The organism is Streptomyces hazeniae (assembly GCF_031845485.1).
Lineage (GTDB): Bacteria > Actinomycetota > Actinomycetes > Streptomycetales > Streptomycetaceae > Streptomyces > Streptomyces hazeniae.
In genome coordinates, this window is record NZ_JAVREQ010000001.1 from 353,676 (window position 1) to 379,301 (window position 25,626).

General features: G+C 74.5%; 11 protein-coding genes. 3 read left to right on the forward strand and 8 right to left on the reverse strand.

Going from position 1 to position 25,626, the window contains the following annotated elements:
- Positions 1–259: 259 nt before the first annotated feature.
- Positions 260–2,491: a hypothetical protein gene (locus RM572_RS01860; protein WP_311671483.1), complete on the forward strand. Its 2,232-nt coding sequence runs from the start codon at positions 260–262 to the stop codon at positions 2,489–2,491.
- A gap of 12 nt (positions 2,492–2,503) precedes the next feature.
- On the opposite strand, the gene selB is transcribed toward RM572_RS01860, so the two are convergent.
- Both selB and selA read right to left on the reverse strand, forming a co-directional pair.
- The gene (gene selB / locus RM572_RS01865) at positions 2,504–4,393 is read right to left on the reverse strand and encodes a selenocysteine-specific translation elongation factor (protein ID WP_394813490.1); all 1,890 of its coding nucleotides are present in this window, start codon (positions 4,391–4,393) and stop codon (positions 2,504–2,506) included.
- 2 nt (positions 4,394–4,395) lie between these two features.
- Complete coding sequence (selA, locus tag RM572_RS01870; protein WP_311671485.1) at positions 4,396–5,739, reverse strand: L-seryl-tRNA(Sec) selenium transferase; 1,344 nt, start codon at positions 5,737–5,739, stop codon at positions 4,396–4,398.
- A gap of 173 nt (positions 5,740–5,912) precedes the next feature.
- On the opposite strand from selA, the gene htpG reads away from it, so the two are divergent.
- Together htpG and RM572_RS01880 are read left to right on the forward strand one after the other, a co-directional pair.
- Complete coding sequence (gene htpG / locus RM572_RS01875; protein ID WP_311671486.1) at positions 5,913–7,853, forward strand: molecular chaperone HtpG; 1,941 nt, start codon at positions 5,913–5,915, stop codon at positions 7,851–7,853.
- Between the two features lie 542 nt (positions 7,854–8,395).
- Complete coding sequence (locus tag RM572_RS01880; RefSeq protein ID WP_311671487.1) at positions 8,396–9,211, forward strand: SGNH/GDSL hydrolase family protein; 816 nt, start codon at positions 8,396–8,398, stop codon at positions 9,209–9,211.
- 102 nt (positions 9,212–9,313) lie between these two features.
- Here RM572_RS01880 and RM572_RS01885 read toward each other — a convergent pair whose 3' ends face one another.
- From RM572_RS01885 to RM572_RS01910, 6 genes are all read right to left on the reverse strand, one after another.
- Positions 9,314–11,224, reverse strand: coding sequence for an ABC transporter ATP-binding protein (locus tag RM572_RS01885; RefSeq protein WP_311671488.1), 1,911 nt, complete (start codon positions 11,222–11,224; stop codon positions 9,314–9,316).
- Positions 11,225–11,262: 38 nt separating this feature from the next.
- On the reverse strand, positions 11,263–12,447 hold the full coding sequence (locus RM572_RS01890; RefSeq protein ID WP_311671489.1) for a glycosyltransferase: 1,185 nt from the start codon (positions 12,445–12,447) through the stop codon (positions 11,263–11,265).
- Positions 12,444–13,256: an alpha/beta fold hydrolase gene (locus RM572_RS01895; protein WP_311671490.1), complete on the reverse strand. Its 813-nt coding sequence runs from the start codon at positions 13,254–13,256 to the stop codon at positions 12,444–12,446. Before RM572_RS01895 ends, RM572_RS01890 begins: the two co-directional genes overlap by 4 nt.
- A gap of 3 nt (positions 13,257–13,259) precedes the next feature.
- The gene (locus RM572_RS01900; RefSeq protein WP_136185482.1) at positions 13,260–13,511 is read right to left on the reverse strand and encodes a phosphopantetheine-binding protein; all 252 of its coding nucleotides are present in this window, start codon (positions 13,509–13,511) and stop codon (positions 13,260–13,262) included.
- Positions 13,512–13,596: 85 nt separating this feature from the next.
- Positions 13,597–18,264: a type I polyketide synthase gene (locus RM572_RS01905; RefSeq protein ID WP_394813491.1), complete on the reverse strand. Its 4,668-nt coding sequence runs from the start codon at positions 18,262–18,264 to the stop codon at positions 13,597–13,599.
- On the reverse strand, positions 18,258–25,406 hold the full coding sequence (locus RM572_RS01910) for an SDR family NAD(P)-dependent oxidoreductase (RefSeq protein ID WP_311671492.1): 7,149 nt from the start codon (positions 25,404–25,406) through the stop codon (positions 18,258–18,260). The genes RM572_RS01905 and RM572_RS01910 overlap by 7 nt, the downstream gene beginning before the upstream one ends.
- Between the last annotated feature and the right edge of the window lie 220 nt (positions 25,407–25,626).

The following is a 25,626-nucleotide window of genomic DNA, read 5'->3' on the forward strand; positions in this document are numbered from 1 at the left end:
GTTGTCCCGACCTGCCACAATCTACGGCAGGCCGACCGCCGCCGACGCCGCCGTCCAGCCTCCGGACGGCAGCCGCCTCCCGCTCACCGCACAGCGCCGGGACATCCCTTTCAGGTGTTTCGTGCGCATCGGGCGGGAGCGGAAATTGTCACCGTGCCCGTCTCGTCATACGGTCGGTGGTCAGCCCGAACCAGGCCCGGCCGCCCCCGCGACTTCGGACGGGCCTCATCCCAACGCCTCCTGCCAGGAGCTCAGCCCCGTGCCCTCTGCCGGACTCCCCCTACGCCGCGTCGTCCAGTTGGCGGCGCTCTTCACGTTGCTGGTCCTCTTCGCGGCCCAGCTCGCCGGCGCCCTGCTGGCGTACGTGCCCCTCTTCGTGGTCGCCTCCGCCGGCGGCGTCGCGCTGGACCTGTACCTCCAGCAGCGACAGCCCGGGCTGATCGCGGTGCTCGGCAAGGTCCGCTTCGAGGCGGTCAGCCGGCAGCTGCTCCGCGACATGCTGATCGTGGTGGCGCTGGTGCGGCTGCCGAAGGTGAACGCGATGGAGGAGCGCGCGCTCGTCCTGCTGCTGCTCGGCTGCTACGGCCTGCACTTCCTGTGCCAGGCGGTGTCCGTGCTCGTGCGGCGCAACCGCACGCTGCCGATCCTGACGCGGAACATCGACACCTCCGGGCTGCGCCTGTCCCCCGCCCCGCCGCGGGTGCTGGCCCGGCTGCAGAGCCGGCGCCTGCTGACCTTCATGCTCCCGGCCACGGCCGGCCTGCTGACCACCAGCGCCACCGCGCAGAACGTGTGGGCGCTGGCCGGTCTCGCGGCCAGCCTCGCGCTGTTCGTCGGCGGCACCGTCTACCTGGGCACCTGGCTGCTGCCGAAGAAGCGCACGCCCGGCGAGGCGCGGGTGCTGAACTGGCTGAACGCCTGGCTGGCCGACTACCGGCCGACGGTGGGCATGTACTTCTCCGGCGGCGCGACCTCCGCCTACCAGGCCAACATGTGGCTCGGCACGCTCGCGGAGCTGGACGCCAAGCCGATCATCGTGCTGCGCGAGCGGTTCATGGTCCAGAAGATCGACGCCACGGACGTGCCGATCATCTCCATCCCGAAGGTCGCGCACCTGATGCACCTGGAGCAGTCCACGCTGAAGGTGCTGCTGCACCCGGCGAACTCCGGGAAGACCTCGCAGGTGCTGCGCATCCCCACCATCAAGCACGCCTTCACCAACCACGGCGAGAGCGACAAGCTGTCCTCCTGCAACCCGTACGCCAAGGCGTACGACGAGGTGTGGGTGGCCGGCCCGGCCGCCCGCGACCGGTACCAGCTCGCCGACATCGGCATCGACGACCGCGACGTGGTGGAGGTGGGACGGCCGCAGCTCGCGCCCATCACCCCCTACGCGGGTCCCCCCGCGGACGGCACGCGGACGACCGTGCTGTACGCCCCCACCTGGGAGGGCTGGACCGACGACCCGGGCAACACGTCGGTGATCCTGGCGGGGGAGAACATCGTCCGTGAACTGCTGGCCGACCCCGGCGTGCGCCTGCTGTACAAGCCGCACCCGATGACCGGCTCCGTCGACCCGCGGGCGGGCGCCGCGGACCGCCGCATCCGGACGATGATCGCGGAGGCGAACGAGCGGCGCGGCGCCGGCTCCGCGGTCGCGCCGGGCGCCGCCGCGGAGCTGGCGCGGCGCACGGCCGCACTGGACGCGCTGACCACGACCTCGTTCCGCGGCAGCGCCGACGAGGCGGAGCGGATGCTGCTGCAGTCCCGCCCGGAGGAGGGCCGTGCCGAGGCCGTGGCGGCGGCGACCGCCGCCTGGGAGGAGGCGTACTGGGCGTCGTTCCCGGAGGACGAGCACCTGGTCGTCACGGCGGCCCGCCCCGGCATCTACGGCTGCTTCAACCAGGCCGACCTGCTCATCAGCGACGTGTCCAGCGTGGTCTCCGACTACCTGAGCAGTGAGAAGCCGTACGCGGTCGCGAACACCAGCGGCCGTTCCGAGGCGGACTTCCGGGCCAACTTCCCGACGGTGCGGGCCGCGACGATCCTCAGCCCGGAGGCCAAGGAGGTCCCCGGCCTGCTGGCCGCCGTCCGCGACCCGGGCAAGGACGCCTTCGCCGCCGCGCGCGGCGAGTTGAAGCAGCACCTGCTCGGCCCCTCCGACCCGCCGTCCCTCGCCCGCTTCAACCGGGCCGCGCTGGACCTGTGCGACGCCGCCGACGCGCGCAACCGCCGGGCGGCGGCCCGCGCGGCCGCCGAGTTCCCCGGGCAGCGCGCCGTGGAGGAGACGGCCGACCACGAGGTGGTCGTGGACGACGAGGCCGAGGCGACCGCGGAGGCGGCGTCCGACGCGGCGGAGGCCACCGAGCTGGTCGAGGTCTCCGAAGGGCCGGAGGCCGGCGAGGCCCAGCAGCGCACCGCCGACGCGACCGAGACCGCCGACGACGAGGAGGCGGGCGCGGAGACGGGATCCGAGCAGGTCAGGAGCTGACCGAGGACTCGCCTACGACCCTTCGGCGGCCGCCGTCCCGTCCACGACGAGACGGCGGCCGTCGGCGTCGCGGCGGGTGAGGCCCGCGCCGTCGAGGTGCTCGAGCAGGGGGATCGCGACGCGGCGGCTGACGGCCAGGATCCGGCAGCAGTCGCCGACCGTGAACGGCCGCGGCGCGGCGTCGCGCAGTGCGGCGGCGGCGCGGCGGGCGCTGCCGCCGGGCAGATGGACGGCGCCGGTACCGGTGCCGTGGCGCTCCAGGACACCGTGGCGGACCAGCGCCGCGAGCGCCTGCGCGGTGGCGCCGAGGGCGTCCAGTTCGGGCCGTGTGGGGGCGTGGAAGGCGCTTCCGGCGTCGCGGCCGGCCTCCTCCAGACGGCGCGCCACGGCGGCCAGGGCCTCGGGCAGCGTCTCGTCTACCGCCCCGAAGACCCTCCCGTCCCGCACCACCAGGTCCGGTGGAGGCTGCTCGGGTCCGCCGGGTACCGGCGCCGGGGCGGGAGTCGTGACGAGGGCCGGGACGAGGTCCGGCGCGGGCAGGCCGAGACGGTGCGCGGCGGCGGCGAGGGGAAGGCCGGGGTCCGCGGGGCGGGCGCGGCCGTGGGCGTCGACCTCCGCGCGGAGCGCGGCGCGCAGCCGCTCCGCGCGGGCCGGGTCGAGCAGCCACTCCCCGGCCCGTACGGCGCCGGGCGGGTGCGGCAGGCCGGCGGCAGCGAGTTCACCGGCCCGCACCAGGCCGCGCAGGCCGAGGTGGACGGCGGGGTCCCGGCCGTCGGCGGGCAGATCCGCCAGGGCGCGTACGCGGGCTGCGGCTGCTCCCCGGCGGGTGAGGCGGGGCGGTGCCACGTCGAGCACCCGGGCGCCGGTCAGCCGTCGGCTGCCGGGGTCGCGCAGCAGCAGCCGGTCGCCGATGTGCAGGTCGAGCGGGGTGTGCAGGCGCAGGCGGGCGTACGGGCCGCCGAGCGGCCGCACCCGGGCGCCGGTGAGCGCCGTGCCGCAGTGGACCAGCGGTTCGCCCGGCAGTGCGCGCGCGTCCGCCGCGCCGGGGAGGCCGGGCCCGTCGGCCTCGGACGGGTCCGCCGGTTCGGCGAGCCGGATGTCGACGGTGTCCGTGCGCCGCCACCGGCCGGGCGTGACGAGCGCCTGACCGCGGCCCACCGCGTCCGCGGAGACGCGGCGCAGGTTGACCGCCACCCGGGCCGGCGCCCGTACGCCGTCCCGCGCGGCGCCGAAGCACTGCAGGCCGCGTACGGTGACCTGCTGTCCCTCAGGGGCGAGTTCGAGGGTGTCGCCGACCGCGAGGGTGCCCGCCGTGAGGGTGCCGGTGACGACCGTTCCGGCGCCGCGCACGGTGAACGCGCGGTCCAGCCAGAGCCGTACGGGTGCGTGCGGGTCGGGTACCGGCGCGCTGTCGGCCAGGGCTGCCAGGTGCCGGCGCAGGACGTCCAGGCCGGCGCCGGTCAGGGCGCTGACCGGGACGGCGGGTGCGTCGTGCAGGGTGGTGCCGGCGACGCGCGCGCGGGCGTCGGCGGCCACCGGTGCGGGGTCGGCCAGGTCGGCGCGGGTGACCACGACGATCCCGGTGCGGATGCCGAACGCGTCGACGGCCGCGAGGTGTTCGGCGGACTGCGGCTGCCAGCCCCGGTCCGCGGCGACCGTGAACAGCACGGCCGGGGCGGTGGCGATGCCGGCCAGGGTGTTGGCGAGGAAACGCCGGTGGCCCGGTACGTCCACGAAGCCGACGGCACGTCCGTCGGGGAGCCCGGTCGCGGCGAAGCCGAGGTCGACGGTCAGGCCGCGCCGTTTCTCCTCGGCCAGCCGGTCGGGGTCGGTGCCGGTGAGGGCGCGGACCAGGGTGGACTTGCCGTGATCGACGTGCCCGGCGGTCGCCACGACGTACACGGTCAGCCCTGCCCGTCGTCGGTGTCGGGGGCGGTGGCCGTACGCGGGGTCCGCGCCGCGGCGGCGCGTACGGCGCCGGCGAGCCGCTCGTCGTCCCCGGCCGGGACGGTCCGCAGGTCGAGCAGCAGCCGGCCGGCGTGCACCCGTCCGACGACGGCGGGCCGGCCGTTGCGCAGCGGGGCGGCGAGGGCGCGTGCGACGGCGACGGCCGCGCCGGGCAGTTCCACCTCCGGTGCTCCGCCGCCGCCCACCCGGGCCTGGGACGGGACGGCCTCGGCGGGCACGCCGGCTGCGCACAGGCGGGCCGCCAACGCCTCGGCGCGGGCGACGAGCGCGGGCCCGGCCAGGCCGAGCGCGGCCGGCACCGGCGGTTCCGGTCCGCGCAGGGTGGCCTCCAGCGCGGCGAGGGTGAGCTTGTCGACGCGCAGGGCGCGCGCCAGCGGGTGGCGGCGCAGCCGGGCGACCAGGTCGGCGTCGCCGAGCAGCAGCCCGGCCTGCGGTCCGCCGAGCAGCTTGTCGGCGCTGGCGGTGACCAGCGCGGCGCCGTCCGCGAGGGCGCCTGCGGCGTCCGGCTCGCGGGGCAGCGCCGGGTGCGGGCGCAGCAGTCCGGAGCCGATGTCGTACACCACGGGCACGTCGAGCGTGGCGAGTTCGCGTACCGGGGTGTCGGCGACGAAGCCGACGGTGGCGAAGTTGGAGGGATGCACCTTGAGGACGAAGCCGGTGTCGGGGCCGACGGCGGCGGCGTAGTCGGCGCGGTGGGTGCGGTTGGTGGTGCCGACCTCGCGGAGCCGGGCGCCGGTGGAGGCGAGCAGGTCGGGGAGGCGGAAGCCGTCGCCGATCTCCACCATCTCGCCGCGGCTGACGACGATCTCGCGGCCCCGGGCGAGGGCCGTGGCGGCGAGGACGAGGGCCGCGGCGTTGTTGTTGACGACGTGCACGCCGCCGGCGGCGGGTACCGCTTCGGCGAGCGCGGCGAGCGCCCCCGTCCCGCGCGGGCCGCGGCGGCCGGTCGCCAGGTCGAGTTCCACGTCGGTGCACCCGGCGGCGGCGTCCACGGCCGCCCGCGCGGCGGCGGACAGCGGTGCCCGGCCCAGGTTGGTGTGCACGAGGACGCCGGTGGCGTTGAGCACCGCGTGCAGGCTCGCCGCGGTGGGCGGCAGTGCCGCCAGGGCGGCGTCGGCGGCCCGCTCCGGGGGCAGTTCGCCGTCCCGCACCCGCTCCAGCGTACGGGTCACCACGCCGCGGACCAGGTCGCGGCCGAGTTCCCGGGCGGCCGCGGCCAGCCGCGCGTCGCCGAGCACCGCGTCGGTCCGCGGCACCCGGCTCCTGCGGTCCCGGTCCATCGGCTGCTCCCCCAGGCGTACGAAGTTCCCGGCGATTGTCCCACCACCCCCGGCGGCGGGAGCCGGGGGCGCGGACGTGCGGCACCGGCCATGGCGGGTACCGCGGTGCGCGAGCCCGGCGCGGGTCCTTACCATCCATTGCGCACCGTACGTCGCCGCACACAGGGGAGCACGTGAGCACGCAGACCGAAACCCATGAGTTCCAGGCGGAGGCCCGCCAACTGCTGCGCCTGATGGTCCACTCGATCTACTCGAACAAGGACATCTTCCTCCGGGAGCTCGTCTCCAACGCCTCCGACGCCCTGGACAAGATCCGCCGGGCGAAGCTCGTCGACTCCGGCCTGCGGGCCGACGTCGAGGACCTGCACATCCGGATCGAGGCGGACCCCGGGCAGCGCACGCTGACCGTCCGCGACAACGGCATCGGGATGTCCCGGGACGACGTCGTGGACCTGATCGGCACCGTCGCGAAGTCGGGGACGGCCGAACTGCTGGAGCAGCTGAGGTCCGCCGAGGACGCCGAGGGGTCCCGGGAGCTGATCGGCCAGTTCGGCGTCGGCTTCTACGCCACCTTCATGGTGGCCGACCGGGTCACCCTGGTCACGCGCCGGGCGGGCGAGGACACCGGTACCCGGTGGGAGTCCGACGGCGACGGCACGTACACCGTGGAGCCCGTCCAGGACGCTCCGCAGGGGACCGCGGTCACCGTGCATCTGAAGCCGAAGGACGAGGAGGACAGCCTCTTCGACTACACCGCCGAGTGGAAGATCCGGGAGATCGTCAAGCGGTACTCCGACTTCATCGCCTGGCCGATCCGGATGGAGGTCGAGCGGAGGGGCGACGGCGGAGACGGGGACGGCGCAGGGGACGGCGACGGGCCGCAGCGTGAACTCGCCACGCTGAACTCCATGAAGGCGCTGTGGTCCCGGCCGCGCTCGGAGGTCGCGGAGGAGGAGTACAAGGAGTTCTACCGGCACGTCAGCCACGACTGGAACGACCCGCTGGAGACCGTCTCCCTGCGCGCGGAGGGGGCGTTCGAGTACGAGGCGCTGCTGTTCCTCCCCTCCCACGCACCGCTCGACCTGTACACCCGGGACAGCCGGTCCGGGGTGCAGCTGTACGTCAAGCGCGTGTTCATCATGGACGACTGCCAGGAGCTGATGCCCGAGTACCTGCGGTTCGTCAAGGGCGTGGTGGACGCCCAGGACCTGTCGCTGAACATCTCCCGTGAGCTGCTCCAGCAGGACCGGCAGATCCACCTGATGCGCCGTCGCCTGGTGAAGAAGGTGCTCTCGACGGTCAAGGGGATGATGACCTCCGACCCCGACCGGTACCGCACCTTCTGGCGGGAGTTCGGCGCCGCCGTGAAGGAGGGCCTGCTCAGCGACACCGACAACCGGCGCACGCTCCTCGACATCGCCTCCTTCGCCTCGACCCACGACCCGGAGCAGCAGACCACGCTGGCCGCGTACGTGGAGCGGATGAAGGAGGGGCAGGAGGAGATCTACTTCATGACCGGTTCCTCCCGGTCGCAGATCGAGAACTCGCCCCACATGGAGGCGTTCCACGCCAAGGGCTACGAGGTGCTGCTGCTGACCGACGCGGTGGACGAGATGTGGGTCGAGGCGGTCGCGGACTACGACGGGAAGCGCCTGCAGTCCATCGCCAAGGGCCAGGTCGACCTCGACGACGCGGCGGCCGAGGAGAACGAGAAGCAGGAGGACGACCAGCGCCGGGAGGAGTTCGCCCCGCTGCTGTCCTGGCTCGGGGAGTCGCTCGGCGAGCAGGTGAAGGAGGTCCGGCTCTCCACGCGGCTCACCTCGTCGGCGGCGTGCCTGGTCAACGACGCGCACGACATGACGCCGGCGATGGAGCGGATGTACCGGGCCATGGGCCACGCCGCGCCCTCGGCCAAGCGGATCCTCGAGATCAACCCGGACCACCGCCTGGTGACGGGACTGCGGGAGGCTCACCGGAAGGAGCCGTCCGGCGCGGCGCTGACGGAGACCGCCGAGCTGCTGTACGGCACCGCGCTCCTCGCGGAGGGTGGTGCGCTGGACGACCCGGCCCGCTTCGCCCGCCTCGTCTCGGAGCGTCTGGCCGGCACGCTGTAGACCGCCGGTGCGGACGGGCCGGGCCGCCTTCCGGGCGGCCCGGCCCGTCCCGCCGTCCGGCACGGAAATGCGCGGGGGAAAACAGCAGAGAAACCCCTGGAATTTCCGCGCACCATATTGCGCGAATCACCGGAATGTGCCTCTCGGAGCGCCCGGCCGAACCCCCGTTATGCCCGTTTTACGACATCGGCCCCGTGGAATCCCGGAAGCGTTCCGGAATCATCCGGACTAAACCCTTCCGCATGCTCCGGGTGGTACGCGGATCGCGCCACGTTCTCTGCGCATGATCCCGTGGAGTCCGGCTTTCCGCACGCCGCGGAATCGATGCCCACACGAGGGTGACCGTCCCGGCGGAGCCTTGACAGGAGCGGGGATTCGGCCTGACTCGAACACCCCGGGCAGCGCCACGACGGGCCTCCTCGGCGACGCGCCTTTCCGCATGCGCGCGGTGCAGAATTTCCCCCGGCAGGGCTGTCGAATCCGCATTTCTCTGCTATTCCTATAGGGTCCCTCACCCCCACCATTCGGAGACGACACCTTCCATGCGTTTACTCAGAGTACTCGTCGCCGCCGTCATGGCGCTCGCCGCCACGATGACGGTCGCCGGAACGGCTCAGGCGGCAGACGAAACGGCACTCGCCGGCAAGTACGTGGCGCTCGGTGACAGCTATGCGGTCGCTCCCGGCACCTGGACCTACGACGACCCGGACGACCCGTGTCGCCGTGGTCCGCTGACGTACCCCCGGCTCTGGGCCGCCGCCCACCCGTCGGTCGACTTCGTGGAGGCCTCCTGCTCGGGAGCCACCACGGCGGACATCCTCAACACCCAGGTCGGTTCGCTCACCGCGGACACCACCCTGGTCACCCTGCAGGTGGGCGGTAACGACGTCGGCTTCGTCGAGGTGCTGACCAACTGCATCCTCACCATCGACGACCAGGACTGCCTCGACGGGGTCGCCCTCGCGAAGCAGGCCGCCAACGGCGTACTCTCCCCTGCACTCCAGCAGACGTACGCCGCCGTCCGTGCCAAGGCTCCCAACGCCCAGGTGATCGTGGTCGGTTACCCCCGGCTCTACACCATCGGCGGCGACTGCGGCATCCTCGGGCTCAGCGACCGTGAGCGTACGGCGCTGAACTCGGCTGCGGACACCCTCGCCGGGATCATGTCGTCGCGGGCCGCCGAGGCCGGTTTCACCTTCCTCGACGCCCGTCCGATCTTCGACCCGCACACCCTGTGCTCCGGCAACTCGGAGTGGGTCACGAGCCTGGAGTGGGAGAAGCTGAACGAGTCGTACCACCCCAACACCGCGGGCCACCGGGACGGCTACCTGCCGGCCATCACCAACATCACCGGCTGACCACCGGTCGATGAACCCGCCGCGGGGGCGTCCTCCACTGGAGGGCGCCCCCGCTTCGTGCGTCACCCGGCGGCGCGGACGCTCCGCGCCGCCGGGCCGCGTTCACACCTGGACCGGGCCGTACGCGACGCCTTCTTCCTCGTCCGCCGCGTCGTCCGCGCCGCTCTCCTCCTCGCCCACCAAGAGCTGGGAGGCGGCCAGTTCGCGGTACAGCGCGTCGGACTCGACCAGAGCCCCGTGGCCGCCGAGCGCCCGCACCCGGCCGTGCTCCATCACCACGATCTGGTCCGCCTCGGTGACGGTGGACAGCCGGTGGGCGATGAGCAGCACCGTGCACCGCAGGGAGGCCTGGTCGACGGCTTCGCGCAGCGCGTGCTCGTTCCGCGCGTCGAGCTGGGCGGTCGCCTCGTCGAGCAGCAGCACTTCGGGTTTGCGCAACAGGGCCCGGGCGATGGCGAGTCGCTGGCGCTCGCCGCCGGACAGCGTCACCCCGCGGTTGCCGACCGCCGTCCGCAGGCCGTCGGGGAGCCGTTCGACCAGCGTGTCCAGCCGGGTGACGCGCAGCGCCTCCGCGATGTCCTCGGCGGACGCCCCGGTCGCGGCGTACCGCAGGTTGTCCTCCAGGGTGCCCGCCATGACGGGTGCGTCCTGCTCGACGTACGCGATCCGGCGGCGCACCTCGGCCCGGGGCAGGGTGGCGATGTCCACGCCGTCGATGAGGATGCGGCCGGACGACGGCTCGTGGAACCGCTGCAGCAGCGCGAACATCGTCGTCTTGCCCGCTCCGGACAGCCCGACCAGCGCGGTCTGGGTTCCGCCGGTGACGGTGTAGGAGACGTCGCGCAGCGCGGGCCCCCGGCCGGGGTAGGAGAACCCGACGTTCTCGAAGGCGACGGCCGGGGGGACGGCCGGGCGGGGCGGCGCGGAAGCCGGCGGGGCGTCCACGTCCTCCTCGATCGGCATCCGCTTGACCTCCTCGATACGGCCGACGGCGCCGAGTCCCTGCTGCAGCATCCCGAGCCCGGCCACCAACGACCCGATGGGGCTGGCCAGGTAGAAGACGTAGAGCAGGAAGGCGATCAGGGCGGGCGCGCCGAGTTCGCCGGCGGCGACGAGCGCTCCGCCGACGCCCAGCACCGCGAGGAAGGCGGCCTGCAGGGAGACGCCGGAGAGGATCTTCACCCATGCCGCGTAGCGGGCCCCCACCAGACCGGCCTGGTACGCGCCCTCGATCGCCCGCCCGGCGTCCTCGGTCTCGCGTCCCTCGGCTCCGTTGGCCTTCACCGTGCGCGCGGCGCCGAGCGTCCGCTCCAGGGAGGCGCTCACCGCGCCGATCGACTCCTGTGCGCGGGTCACGGCCTGCCGGATGCGGGGCAGCAGGTACGTCATCACCAGGGCGACCGACAGCAGGACGCCCACGGTGACCCCGAGGAGTCCCAGGTGGACCACGCCCATCAGGACGGCCGCGCCGGCGATGGTGAGCACGCCGTTGGCGACCATCACCAGCCCTTCGGTGGCGGCGTTCTGCAGCAGGGTGCTGTCGGAGGTGACCCGGGCGATGAGGTCGCCGGTGGGGCGGCTGTCCAGTTCGGGGACGCGCAGCCGCACCAGCCGGAACACCGTGTCGCGGCGCACCTGGCGCACCACCCGCTCGGAGGTCCGCTGCTGCCACCACGACTGCATGCCGGTCAGCGCGGCGCCGATCACCACCAGCGCACCGAGCAGCAGCACCGCGTTCGTCACGTCGCCGCCGTCGCCCAGCACCTCCAGCACGTGTTGCGCCACCAGCGGCTGCACCAAGCCGGACGCGCTCGCCGCCAGCACCAGCAGCAGTGTGGCGAACAGGACGGCACGGTGTGGGCGGGCGTAGCTCAGCAGGGTGCGCAGAGGCGCCTGTTCCTGGGGAGGCGGTGCCTTCTGCGGAGCCGCTCCCTCGGGACCGGCCCCGTCCGGGGCGGGCGCGTCCGGGGCGGCCGCGGGGGTGGTCGCGGGGGTCTGGGATGTCGTCGTCATGGAGAGGTCCTGGAGTCCGTCGCGGCGCACCGGGCCGGTCAGCCCGCTGCGGTTACGTGGGAGGGCCGCGCGGCGGCCCGTTCGAGGTGGTCCGCGGCGGCCACCGCGCCGCCCGCCGCGCGCAGCCGGGCTCCGATGGCCTCGGCCGCCGCCCGGTGTCCGGCCCCGGGGTCGAGTACGGTGGCGATCGCCGCGCCCAGCCGGTCGGCGCGCACCCGGTTGAAGCGCACCCGGACTCCGGCCCCGGCGTCGACCACCTGCCCCGCGACGATGGGCTGGTCGTCCCGGATGGGGGCGACGACCAGCGGTACCCCGTGCCACAGCGACTCGCAGACGGTGTTGTGCCCGCCGTGGCACACCACGGCGTCCACCTTCCCGAGGAGTTCGAGCTGCGGTACGTGCGCGCGTTTCACCATGCCCGGCGGCACGTCGCCGAGGTGACCGCCCGGGTCGACGACCACCCCCTGCACCCGGTCGCCGAGCGCGTCCAGCGCGGCGACCGCTTCGGTCAGGAAGGGGCCTCCCGCATCCGTGTTGGCGGTGCCGAGGGAGACCAGCACCGTGCTCCGGTCCGGGTCCAGGGCCTCCCAGGGGAAGTCCGACTCCCCGGCGCGCGGGGCGATCGCCGGCCCCACCAGGTGCACCCGGTCGTGCGGGAGCGGCGCGTCGCCCAGCAGGTCCCGGCCGGTGAAGGCGAGGACGCCGTGCGGCGAGAACCGGGGGTCCCCGGTCGCCCGGGGGTCCCCGATCCGCGACCGCAGTTCCGTCAGCAGCCCCTGGAGCCAGGCGCCCACCTTCGGCAGACCGTCCAGCGGTTCGGCCAGTTCGGCGGAGGTGGTGGCCGAGGAGAGATGCACGACTCCGCGCCGTTCGGCGACCAGTGCGCCCGCCACCGCGTGCTGGTCGGTGAGCACCACGTCGGGGCGGAACTCCTCGATCGCCGCATCGACGCCCGGGGCCATCAGGTCGGCCAGCGGCAGGAAGAACTCCTCCCACAGGAACCGGAAGGCGGCCGGCCCGGTCAGCTTCGGCGGCCGCCTCAGCCCTCCGTCCGGCATGGCGCAGTCGAACACCTCGGCGGCGGGCCCGGCGAGCCGGCGGATCTGGTCCCCGTAGCCCGCCCAGGCGACCTCGTGTCCGCGCCGGGCCAGTTCGTCCGCCACCCCGACCAGCGGGTTGACGTGCCCGACGAGCGGCGGCACCACGCAGAGGAACCGGCTCACCGCACCGCCCCGGTCAGTGCGTGGTGTTCGCGCACCCAGTCCAGTACCAGTTTCCGGGTCTCCTCCGTCCGTTCCACCAGTACGGAGTGGCCCTGGTCGGGAAGGACCACGGTGCGGCAGCGTTCCACCAGCGCCTCCAGCCACGGCACCTGGCGGTTGAGTCCGGAGCCGTCGCCGAAGATGGCCAGCAGCGGAGCGGTGAGGGCGCCCAGGTCGTCGTCGATGACGCGGCCGGAGGCCACGTCCTCGGCGAGCGTGGTGCGCTGCAGGATGCGTCCGGCTCCCCGGGAGAGCTTGGCGGTGTGGGCGCCGTACCGGTCGGAGATCCAGCCGATGACCTCGTCGCGGACCAACTGCTCCTTGGCGTCGGCGAGTCCGCCCTTCATGTGTCCGGTCCAGCGCTCGACCGGCGGCTCCGCCTCGATCATGGTGACCGTGGCCACGCGGTCCGGGTGCCAGGCGTCCAGTGCCGAAGCGATCGTGCCGCCGAAGGAGTTGCCCACGACGTGCACCCGCCGCGTCTCGCCCAGCGCGTCCAGCAGGGCGACCAGGTCGTCGACGAAGTCCTCCAGCCGGTATCCGGTCGCGGGCCGGTCGCTGCGGCCGTGACCGCGCAGGTCGTACATGATCACGTCGACCCCGGCCTGGGCGAACGCCGGGCCGAGGGTGAAGTAGTAGCTGGCCAGGCTGTCGGTGAGCAGCCCGTGCACGAACACCACGACGGGCGGTTCGCCGGTGTCGTCCGGGCTCCGCTCGGCGTGCAGCCGCTGCACGTGGGTGGTGATCGTCGAGGTCGCGAGCTTGGTCATGTCTCAGCTCTCCGTGGCCCGGAGCGAGCTGACGATGTAGTCGACGAGCTGGCCCACCCTGAGGGCGATGATCTCGTCCAGCTCGAGGTCGGCGATGAACTCCGCGAAGTTGACCCGGTCCCCGTAGTGCTCGCGCAGCGAGCCGGACAGGGACACCAGGTCGATGCTCTCCATCTCGAGATCGTCGTGGAACGTGGTGTCCCGGGCGATCTCGGCGTCCTCCAGGCCGTACTCCTCGAGCATGACGCGCAGCATTCCGGTGAGGTCCGCCAGCACCGCGTCGGAGTCGGCCGCCAGGGCGGCCCTCCCCCGCTCCTGAGTGGTGGTGGCCCCGCTGGTCTCAGTGGTCAACGTGCTCTCCTGTCCTCTCGTCACTGGTCGTCCACGCGAGCACGTACCTGCGCTCGGGCAGCGTGGACGGGTTGGCGGTCAGCCGGACGGACACGTCGTACGTCGTTCCGTCGACCGCCACGCGGACCTGGTCGGGGTCCGCGGCGACCACCCGGAAGGCGGCGGGCCGGCCGGCCAGGCCCGTGCCGCGTGCCTTCGCGACGGCCTCCTTGGCCGCCCAGAACCGGGTGAACCAGACGGGCTCGTCGTCGCCCCCCGACGACACGAGCGTGTCGAGCAGCTCCCGCTCCTCGGGGCCGCAGGCGGCCTCGACGGTGGCGCGGGGCCGCTCGGTGATCTCCTCCACGTCCACGCCGCAGGGCCCGCGCCGGGCGAGGGCGACAGCCACCTCCGCGCGGTGGGCCAGCGACACGGTCAGCTCGCCCAGCGTGCGGCCGTGGACGCCGGTGGCCAGCGGCCGTCCCGAGGCGTCGTTGTGCAGGGCGATCTCGGCGGGATAGACCTCGCCCTCGCCCTCCCGCCACAGCAGTCCGCGTACCGCGTCCTTGGCCGCGATCCGGCCGAGCAGCCACTGGCGCCGGCGGATCGGGGGCAGCTCCTCGTAGCGGGCCCGCTCCGCGCTGCCCAGCATGTTGTGCATGATCAGTTCCCGGGTCGCCAGATCCGGCCAGCGCTCGTGCACCACCGCCGGGCCGTCCGGCTCCAGCGTGGAGAGCGTGTTCTGGCCGGGGAAGCGGTCCACCGCACGGATGCCGGGGTCGGTGTCGAACCGGCGGTCGGCCCAGCCGGTGAACTCGGCCCAGACCCGGCCGTCCCGGGCCAGCTGCATGTCCGCCACCAGGGCCCGCTCGGTGAGTTCGGTGATCCGCACGTGGCAGGTGAGCCGTTCGCCCCCGCGCGGCTCCGGGCCGTGGAAGCGGATGTGCTCCATCCGCACCGGGAACACGGTGGTGCGCTCGGTGAGGGAGGCCATGATCCAGTAGCCCAGCAGCTGGCCGATGTTGTCCATCAGCGCCCCCGGGGCCGCGGGTGCGGTGAGCACGCCCCGCACGTGCCGCTCCCCGATGGCGGTCAGCTCGCTCACGCCCTGGAACCGGGGGCCGTGGAACATCCAGCGTTCGCTGTAGAGCTGTTCGGCCTCCATCTCCGGTTTCCGCTCCGCCGCCGCGTCGACCGGCCACGGCCGGGGCGGCTGCGGGTAGGCGGGCGCGAGTTCGACCTCGGCCCTGGCCGAGCCGTCCAGGGAGACCTCCACCCGGTCCGGCGCGGGCCGGCGCACCGTCACCGGCACGTCGACGGCGGGGAGGGCCTCGATCCACTTCATCAGCCGCACGTCGTGCACCGCGACCGCGCGCATCCCCGGCACCGCACGCTCGGCGATCTCCATCATGTGGGTGATCACCGTGGTCGCGGGGACGATGGGCCAGCGGTCCACGTCGTCCGGCCAGCCGGGCCGCTGCCGGAAGAAGCAGTGGTCCAGCAGGTACGGCATGGTCCGCACGTCGACGCGCAGCACCTCGGGCACCGGCGCCGTCTGCGCGGGGGCGGGGGCGGCGGGGGCCGTCCGCGCCGGCGGCCGAGGCCGGAGCGCGGCAGCCCGTGGCAGGGCGGGCCGTGGCGTCGCAGCCCCGGGCACCGCGGGCCGGGCGGCGGTCGGACCGCGCCGCGCCCCCTCGGCACCGATCAGCTCCGTCGCGACCGCCGCCGTGTCGTGCAGCAGCGCGGCCAGTTCGGAGGCCGCCGGGAACCGGTCGCTCGCCTGCTCCAGCCGGGCCAGCGCGCCGTTGCGCTCCGCCGGGCCGGCCGACGCCGCGGGGCGCAGCGCCCGGCGCACCTGGGGCGGCAGGGAGACCAGCGCGCCGCCGAGGTCCAGCCGGACTCCGGGCCGCTCCGGCGGTGCACCCGCAGATGCGGACGCCGTGCTCCGGGTGGGCGCGGCAGCCGCTCCGGCGCCGGAGGCCGCCGCCCGGTCGAGCAGCGGCACGGCGTCCGGGGTGCCACCGTCCGCCCAGAGCGCGGTGACGACGCGGCGCAGCTGGGCCAGGCTGTCGCGCGATCCGGCGTGGGCCGAGACCGTGAGGTGGTCGCGTCCGGCCAGGATGTCGTCGATCAGCGAGCCGAGTTGCCCGGCGCCCAGCTGCACGAAGGCACGGAATCCCGCGTCGTGCAGAGCCAGCACGGTCAGCCGGAAGCGCACCGGCTCCAGCAGGTGGCGGACGAACAGCGCGCGCACCGCGTCGGGCTCGGTGGGGAAGGGCGCGGCGGTCGTCGCCGACCAGACCTCGGTGGTCTGCGGGTGCAGGGTGTAGGTCTCCGCGGCGCGCCGGATCGGCTCCAGGTACGGCTCCAGCATCGGAGTGTGGAAACCCGACCGGAACGGCAGCACCTGCCCGATGACGCCCTCCGCCCGCAGCCGCAGCACCAGGGCCTCGACCTCTTCCTCGGGGCCGCAGACCATCGACTGGTTCGGAGTGTTGTCGTGCGACAGCACCACGTCGGTGCGGTCGCCCAGCTCCTCCAGCACCCGCTGCGCGGGCAGCCCCAGCACGGCGAAGACCGCGCCCGGCACCTGGAGGGCGTCCGGGTCGAAGCCCGCGAGGAAACGGTCGACCTCGTCGGCGGCGTGGATGCCGCCGCACGCCATGGCCGTCCACTCGCCGACGCTGTGCCCGGCGACCGCGTCCGGCACGATGTCCAGTCGGCGCAGCGCCGTGTCCAGCATCCGGCCGAGCTGGAACACCGCCGTGCCGTGGCGGCCCACGTCGCCGACGCGGGCGTCCTCGCCCGGCGACCAGGGCAGGGCGAACCACTGGGCCAGCTCGGCGACCCGGGGGGTGAACTCGGCCTCCAGGCCGGGGAAGACGAACGCGGTACGTCCGCCCGCCGGGCCCAGCAGCGGCTGCGGGCTGAACCAGACGTCGCTGCGCCCGCGCCACGCCCGGCCCTTGGCCACGGCCTTGCGGGCCAGGGCGAGCCGCCGCTCGGTGGGGTCGACGATGCCCAACCGGACCGGCTCGGTCACGGGGTCGCGTTCGTCCAGTGAGGCGGCGAGGACGGCGGAGTCGTCGGCGTCGAGCAGCGCCGCGAGCGACGCCGGGTCCGGCGCGGCGAGCCGCAGCACCCGCTCCGGTTCGCTCACCTCGACGCGGGGCGCGTCCCCGCCGGGAACGGTGCGGGCCTGCGCGGCGGACGCCCCCGGGGCCGAGACGGTCGCCGTGGGCGCGGGTGCGGCGGGGGCACCGGCGGGCTGTTCCAGCACCACGTGGGCGTTGATGCCCCCGAAGCCGAAGGCGTTCACCCCGGCACGGCGCGGTGTCCCCGAGCGCGGCGCCTCCCACGGCCGGGCCTGCGCCAGCGGCGCGAACCGGGTCTCGGCGAGTGCCGGATGGGGGTCCTCGCAGTGCAGTGTGGGCGGGAGGACGCCGTGGTGCAGCGCCAGGGCCGCCTTGATCAGTCCGGCGATGCCGGCGGCCGGCATGGTGTGGCCGATCATCGACTTGACCGAGCCGATGGCGGCCGGCGCGTGGTCGCCGGCAGGTCCGAACACCTCGGCGATGGTGGACAGTTCGGCCTTGTCGCCGGCTGGGGTGGCGGTGCCGTGCGCCTCCAGCAGCCCGACGGAGTCAGCCGCCCGCGGGTCCAGTCCCGCGGCGTCCCACGCCTGGCGCACCGCGCGTACCTGGCCGCCGGGGTCGGGGTTGAGGAGGCTCGCCGAACGGCCGTCGCTCGCCACGCCCGTACCGGACACCACCGCGTACACGCGGTCGCCGTCGCGCTCCGCGTCGGCCAGCCGCTTGAGGACGACGATCCCGGTGCCCTCGCCGATGAGCACGCCGTCCGCGCCGCGGTGCAGCGGCCGGATGCGCTGGCTCGGCGACAGCGCGCCCAGCTGGCTGAACACGCTCCACAGCGTGATGTCGTGGCAGTGGTGCACACCGCCGGCCAGCATCACGTCGCACCGGCCGGCGTCGAGCTCGCGCACCGCCTGGTCGACCGCCACCAGCGAGGAGGCGCACGCCGCGTCGACGGTGTAGGCGGGGCCGCGCAGGTCCAGCCGGTTGGCCACCCGGGAGGCCGCAAGGTTGGGCACCAGGCCGATGGCCGACTCCGGTTGCTCGGGGCCGAGTTGCTCGGCGAAGGCGGCGCGGACCTGCTCCACCCGGTCGTCGTCCAGCTCCGGCACGAGTTCGCGGAGGGTGCGCGCCACCTGGTGTGCGGTGCGCACCCGCTGGTCGAGCCGTACCAGGCCCGGCGTCAGGTAGCCGCCGCGGCCGAGCACCACACCGGCCCGCTGCCGGTCCGTGGGCAGCGCCGCCTCGCCCCCCGCGTCCACCAGCGACCGGTGGGCCACCTGGAGGGCGAGCAGCTGGTCCGGCTCGGTGCCCGGCACCGATGCGGGCATGATCCCGAAGCGGGCCGCGTCGAACTCGGCGTCCTGATCGACGAACCCGCCCCGCCGGCAGTACACGCGGTCCGCACGGCGCGGGCCGTCCGGAGCGTAGTACTCCGGATCCCAGCGGGCGGCCGGTACGTCGGTGACGGAATCGACCCCTCCGACGATGTTCCGCCAGTACGCGTCGAGGCCGGAGGCGCCCGGGAAGAGCGCCGACATGCCGACGATCGCGACGGGGGTGCGCGAGGACACCGGCGTCACCATCCGGACGCGGTGTAGACCACCGCGTGCGCCGACGGGGCGCCGTAGGCGAGTTCGCGCAGCAGGCTGAGCGGCCCTTCCTCGGGGTCGATCAGCTTGATGCCGCGGGAGACGTAGGAGCGCATCAGTTCCGGGGTCACCATCCCGCCGTTGGTCTCGGCGGCGGCCCACGGCCCCCAGTGCACGGTCAGTCCCCGCCGGTCCGGGGTGGACCAGCGGCGTCCAAGCTCCTCCAGGGCGTCGTTGGCGGCCGCGTAGTCGCTCTGGCCACGGTTCCCCAGCGCCCCGGCGATCGAGCCGAACAGCACCGCGTACCGCGGGCCGCCGGGCAGCGCGCCGACCGCGTCGAGCAGGACCCGTGCGCCGTCCACCTTGGTGGAGAACACCCGGTGGAACGACTCGGGCGTCTTCTCCGCGATCAGCTTGTCCTCGATGACCCCGGCCGCGTAGACGACGCAGTCGAGGCGGCCGTACTCGGCGTGCACGTCCTTCACGGTGGCCCGGACGGCCTCCTCGTCCAGCACGTCCACCGCGTGGTAGCGCACGGTGCTGCCGAGGGCCCGCAGGTCGGCGACGGTGCCGCGGACCTCGCGCGCCGCCAGTACGGCGCCCGTGGCACGTTCCACCTCGGCGGGCGAGGTCATCCCCGAGGCGATGAACGCGGCCCGCAGCGCGCCCCGGTCGGGTGCCGAGGCGGTCCCGGGCTCCTCCTGCTCCGCGGGCACGGGGGTGCGGCCCATCAGCTCGATGCGGCAGCCCGCGGTGGCGGCCAGCGTCCGGGCGAAGCGGGCCGTGATGCCGCGTGCTCCGCCGACCAGCAGCACGACGGAGTCGCGGTCGAGCCCGGCGGCGGCGGCCTCGGCGGCGCCGTCTCCCGCGGGGCCCGCGCCGGTGGCGCCGAGAGTGCCCAGGTCGGTGAGGGACAGCTGGAGGGTGTGCCGTCCTCCGGCGCGGGAGAGCACCACCGGCTCGCGCTCGGTGGCGGCCAGTTCGACGGCCACCGCGTCGGCCACCGCCGCGGGTGCGTCGTCCGGTCCGGTCTCCAGCAGGGTCGCGGCGAGGTCCGGGTACTCCCGGGCCACCGAGCGGAAGAAGCCCCGGAGCCCGTCGACCGGCCCGGTGGTCCTGCCCGCGACCGCGAGCAGGCGCCGCGGAGTTGCGGCGAGCACCGCCTGGTACAGCCCGAACGCCTCCGGCAGCCTGCCGCCGTCCTCGTCCGTGCCGTGCAGGACGACGACGGTGTCGCCGAGCTGCTCCGGGCGTGCACCGTGCGGGTGCTCGGTGACGTCGGCTCCGGCGTCACGCAGCCGCGCGGCGACGGCTTCGGCCGTCGGTCCGCCGCCGATCAGGGTGACGGAGCCGCCGTCCAGGGACGCGGGCTGCGGCACGGCGAGTTCCACTTCGGTGAACTCCAGGCGCTGCGGGGGCAGCACGCTGTCGGCCGGGGTCGGCGACGCCGGCTCGGCGGCCGGGTCGGAGGCGGCGTCGGCGGGGGCACCGAGGCGGTCCAGCAGCAGGTCCGCGACACCCCGCGCCGTACGCGCCGTACTCAGCTCCTCCACATCCGTCGACGCGTCCGTGGGCAACCCCAGACGCACCGCCAACTCCCCGGCGATCTCCGCCCGCTTGATCGAATCCACACTCAGATCCGCCTCGAGATCCAGCTCAGGATCGATCATGTCCACCGGATAACCCGTACGCTCCCCCACCACAGCCAGCACCGCCTCCAGCACCGCTGCCGGCTCCAAAGCCGCCGAAGCGGCAGGAACGGCAGCCGGTGCGGCAGCGGCCGGAGCGGCGACAGGCGCGGCGGCGCCGAGGCGGTCCAGCAGCAGGTCCGCGACACCCCGCGCCGTACGCGCCGTACTCAGCTCCTCCACATCCGTCGACGCGTCCATGGGCAACCCCAGACGCACCGCCAACTCCCCCGCGATCTCCGCCCGCTTGATCGAATCCACACTCAGATCCGCCTCGAGATCCAGCTCAGGATCGATCATGTCCACCGGATAACCCGTACGCTCCCCCACCACAGCCAGCACCGCCTCCAGCACCGCCGCCGGCTCCAAAGCCGCCGAAGCGGCAGGAACGGCAGCCGGTGCGGCAGCGGCCGGAGCGGCGACAGGCGCGGCGGCGGGCAGCGCCGCCGGAGCCGCCGGGGCGGCGGCGGGCTGCGGCACGGCGGGGGTGAACTCCCCGGCGCCCAGGTAGCCGAGCAGGACGTCGCGCTGGGCGCTGACCATCTCCCGGCTGGTGCGCAGGAACTCGGCGATCAGCGCGTCCGGGCCGGACTGGGGGGCGCCGGTGGTGGCGGGGGTCTCCGACACGATCACTCCCGTGATGGGGCGGGCGGGTTGCAGGGCGTTGGGCGGGAAGGTGCCGTCGGCACGGCGCACGAGGTGGCCGTCGACCGTCCAGCCCACCGGGGGAAGGGCGGTCTCCGTCTCGGGGTCACGGGTGTCGCGCCCCTGGAACAGCCGCCCGGTCCGCACGTCGGTCCCGGCGACGGCCAGCTGGGCCAGCGCGGTGAGGAAGTCGGTCAGCCCCGAGCTCGGGGAGCCCTGGAGGGGGACGGTGCGGTGCGGCCGGTCTCCGAGCACGTCGTCGACCAGGCGGGACAGCACGCGCCCGGGGCCCACTTCGAGGAACGTCCGTGCTCCGGCGGCGTACATGGCCTCGATCTGGTCGGCGAACCGCACCGGTGCGCCGATCTGGGCGGCGAGCCCGGCCCGTACGGCGTCCGCGTCGGCCGGATAGGGCTCGGCGGTGCGGTTGGCGAAGACGTCGAGGCCGGGTGCGCGGACCGTCAGCGCGTCCAGCCGCTCGGCGAAGGCGGCTCCCGCGCCGGCCACGAGCGGGCTGTGGAAGGCGCAGGCCACCTGGAGCTGCTTCACGGAGTAGCCGGCGTCCCGCAGCCGGCCGACCGCGGCGGCCACCGGCTCCGACGGCCCGGAGATCACGGTCTGCCGGGGGGAGTTGCGGTTGGCGGCGACGACGTCCCCGTCCAGCTCCGACAGCCGCAGCACCTCGGTGACCTGCTCCGGGGTGGCGGTGACGGCGGCCATCGACCCCGGATCGCCCTCGCGGACCTCCGCCAGGATGGCCTCCGCCCGCTGGGCGCTGGCCGTCAGCAGATCCTGCGGCGACAGCGCGCCGGAGACGGCGAGTGCGACCAGTTCGCCGTAGCTGTGGCCGGCGGCCATGCCGGGACGCACACCGACGCCCGACAGCAGTTCCGCCGCGGCGAGTTCGACGATGCCGAGCGCGGGCTGGGCGACGGCGGTGTCGGTGATCCGGGCGAGCTGCTCGGCGCGCGCCCGCTCGTCGAAGGCCGCCGGCGGATAGAGCGCCTCCGCCCAGTCAGCACCCAGGTGGAGGTAGCGCTGGAGTTCGGGGAAGGAGACGAACAACTCCGCGAGCATGCCGGGACGCTGGCTGCCCTGCCCGGGGAACAGGAAGGCGAGCGGCCCGGCGTCCGTCGTGCCCCCCTCCGGGGTGGCGTCCGCGGTGAACACGCCCTCTGGCGGTGTCCCGGAGCCGTCGCCCGCCGCGTGGCGCAGCTGCGCGGCCAGCATGTCCAGGTCCTTCGCGACCAGCGCGATCCGCACCTGCTCGCCGCGTGCGGCCGCCAGGTCGCTGCGCCGGGAGGCGCAGCGTGCGTAGTCCCGCAGCCGCCAGGTGCCGCCGCGCTCCGTCAGGGAGAGCAGCGCCTTGGCGGCGCGCCGGGCCCCCGCCGTGTCCTGGCCGCGGAAGGTGAACAGTTCGGCGGGCCATTCGTCGCGGGAGTGCGCGGGCGGCACGTGGTCGTACGCGCGCAGCACGACGTGGAAGTTGGTGCCGCCGAACCCGAAGGCGCTCACGCCCGCGACGCGTTCGGCCGCGTCGGCGGCCCAGGGGCGTGCCGCGTCGTGGAACACGAACGGGCTGCGGTCCGCGTCCCAGGCCGCGTTGGGCTGCCGGATGTGCAGCGTCGGCGGCTTGACCCCGTGGTACAGGGCCAATGTGGTCTTGATCAGGCCCGCCAGTCCGGCGGCGCACTTGGTGTGGCCGATCTGCGACTTCACCGAGCCGACGGCGCAGGTGCCCGGCGCGGCACCGGCTTCGGTGAACACCTCGGTCAGGGTGGTCAGTTCGGTCCGGTCGCCGACGACCGTCCCGGTGCCGTGGGCTTCCAGCAGGCCCACGTCGGCCGGGGAGACCCCGGCGTTGCGGTAGGCGCGGGTGAGCGCGGCCCGCTGGCCTTCGGGGCGGGGCGCGGTCAGCCCGAGGGCGCGGCCGTCGCTCGCGCTGCCGACGCCGTCGATCACGGCGTAGATCCGGTCGCCGTCGCGCTCCGCGTCGGAGAGCCGCTTGAGGACCACGCAGGCCACGCCCTCGCCGAGGGCGATGCCGTCCGCGTCGCCGTCGAAGGTGGCGGAGCGGCCGGACGGGGAGAGGGCGTGCACCGAGGAGAAGAGCAGGTAGTCGTTGATGCCGTTGTGCAGGTCGGCGCCGCCGCAGAGCACCATGTCGCTGGTGCCGGTGATCAGTTCCTTGCACGCCACGTCGACGGCGGTGAGCGAGGACGCGCAGGCGGCGTCGACGGTGTAGTTGGCACCGCCCAGGTTGAGCCGGTTGGCGATCCGGCCCGCGATGACGTTGGCCAGCACGCCGGGGAAGGAGTCCTCGGTGAGCCGGGGCAGCTGGGCGTCCAGTTCGGCGGGCAGCGTGCCGACGTAGGAGGGCAGCACGGTGCGCAGCACGCTCGCGTTGGACAGGTCGCTGCCCGCCTCGGCTCCGAACACCACCGAGGTCCGTGCGTGGTCCATGGGCGCCTCGTAGCCGGCGTCCGCCAGGGCACGGCGGGCCGCCTCCAAAGCGAGCAGCTGCACCGGCTCGACGCTGGTGAGGGAGGCCGGCGGGATGCCGAACCGCAGCGGGTCGAAGGGGATCTCCGGGAGGAAGCCTCCCCACCGGGACGGCGTCTGCTCGCCGTCGCCGTCCGGCGCGTAGTAGAGGTCGGTGTCCCAGCGCTCGCCGGGGACCTCGGTCACGCAGTCGCGGCCGGCCAGCACGTTGGCCCAGAAGGCGGCGGTGTCCGGGGCGCCGGGGAACATCCCGGCCATGCCGACCACGGCGATCCGCAGCGGCTCGGGGGCGGCGTCCTCCACCGGGGCCATGCCCAGTTCCTCGCGCAGCCGTGCGGCCCGGGCGCGCAGCCAGCGCGCGGCGCCGTCCCCGACGCACTCGTGCAGCGCGGCGACGGTGGTGACCTCGCTGCGCAGCACGCAGACCTCGCCGGCCATGAACATGCCTTCGCCGGCCTGCCGGTCCTCGTCGACGGGGCGCAGTTCGGCCCCGACCCGCTCGATGCCCTTGCTGGCCAGCCGCAGCCTTCCGACGTTGAACCGTTCGAGCTGTTCCCACGCCTCCCGGTCGGGGACTCCCCCGGCGCTCAGTTCTTCCTTGAGCCCGGCGAAGTCGGCGGTGAAGCCGCTGTGGGCGCAGCGGGTGGCGTGCCCGGGCGCGGTCTCGAGCAGGTCGGTGCGCTCCGCGGCGAGGATCTGCCGCTGGAACAGGGGCCGGATCGCGCCGGCCGCCACCGCCTCCTCGGTGAAGAGGTAGGCGGTGCCCATCAGCAGCCCGCAGGCGACGCCGGCGCGGGTCAGCGGTGCGGAGAGCGCCGCGACCATCGCCGCGGACCGCTCGTCGTGCACGCCGCCGGCGAACAGTACGGTCAGCCGGGCGGCCTCGTCCGGGCGCGCGGTCTCCAGGTACTCCAGCAGGACGCCGACCTGCGCCTCCCAGAGCGGGAAGCTGTTCCGCGGCCCGACGTGCCCGCCGCACTCCGCTCCCTCGAAGATGAACCGGCGTGCGCCGGCGGCGAGGAACTGGCGCAGCAGGCCGGGGGACGGCACGTGGAGGAACGCGGCGATGCCCTCTTCCTCCAGTGCGGCGGCCTGTGCGGGGCGGCCGCCGGCGATGATCGCGTGGGTCGGGCGCAGTTCTCGCACGATCTCCAGCTGGGCGGAGCGGATCTCCTCGTCGGCGAATCCGAGGATGCCGACGCCCCAGGGCGCGTCGCCCAGCGCGTCGCGGGTGCGTTCCAGCAGGGTGCGGGTCTGCTCGGGGCCGGAGAGGGCCAGCGCGAGGAACGGCAGCGCGCCCTGGCCGGCCACGGCCTCGGCGAACTCGGCCTGGTCACTGACGCGGGTCATGGGGCCCTGGGCGAGGGGCAGCGCGGTGCCGAGGGCGCGCGCCCCCGGTGAGCCGGCGCCCAGCGCTCCGGCCGGTGCGTCGTCCTCCAGCGCCGTGGAGAGCGCCGCGCGCATGCCCCGCGCGACCTCGCCCACGGTGGACCAGCGCGCGGCGAACTCGGAGGCGAGGAAGACGTCCTGTCCGACCGGCAGGAACTGCTCCCGGAGATCGTCGCCGCCGACCCGGGACAGGAACTCCGCCCGGTCGCGGGGCAGTTCCGGGGTGCCGGGGCCGCGGCGGAGCAGGACGCGCGTCCCGTGGTGCAGGGTGGTCTCCGAGCCGTCGCGCCTGCTCACCGCGTCGGTGATCTCGGCCGGCAGCGCGGCGTCGTCGAGCAGTGCGAGCTGGGTGTCGAGGACGACGCCTGCGGCGCCGCCCGCGAGGGCGGCGGCGGCCGTGTGCGGGCCGATGCCGCCCCAGGCCCAGACGGGCAGCGTCGGCTCGGTGTCGGCCAGGACGTGCTGGAGGAGCACGAAGGTGCTCAACTCACCGACGCGACCGCCTGCTTCGGCGCCCCGGACGATCAGGCCGTCGGCTCCCGCCGCTGCGGCCCGGCGTGCCTCGTCCCGGTCGACGACCTCGACGAGCACCCGGCGTCCGGTGAACTCCGACGGGGAGCGTTCCGGGTCGGCGAGCAGCACCGTCTCGGCGGGGCCGGGCAGGTCGTCGGCCGTCACGGTGCAGCCGGGGCGTACCCGCACGCCGAACGGGGAGTGAGCCCATCGGGTCGTGAGGTCGAGCACCTCGCGTGCTGCGCCCGCACCGCCGAGAGGCAGTTCGAGGACGCCGAGGGCACCCGCGCGGGCAGCGGCGGCGGTGAGGCGCGGCGAGGGCCGCTGCACTGGGTTCACGGCGATGAGCACACTCGCTCGCGACGACGCGACGGAGGTGCCTGACTCATGCGTCCGCATGAATGCTCCCGTACTACACGAATCGACGAAACTGACGCTTGCCTGAAGTTCCCCCGGCGAGGCGCAGCCCGGCGCGGACCGGCTGACTACTCGTGGGTACTGACCCTCCGTCATGCACTCCCGGGTGGTCGAACCAGGAGGGCGCACAGCCGGAAAGACCAGGGTCCCCACTAGGACTCTTCTGTCACGCTTCTGACTGGCTGTCAGTGAACAGGTCCGG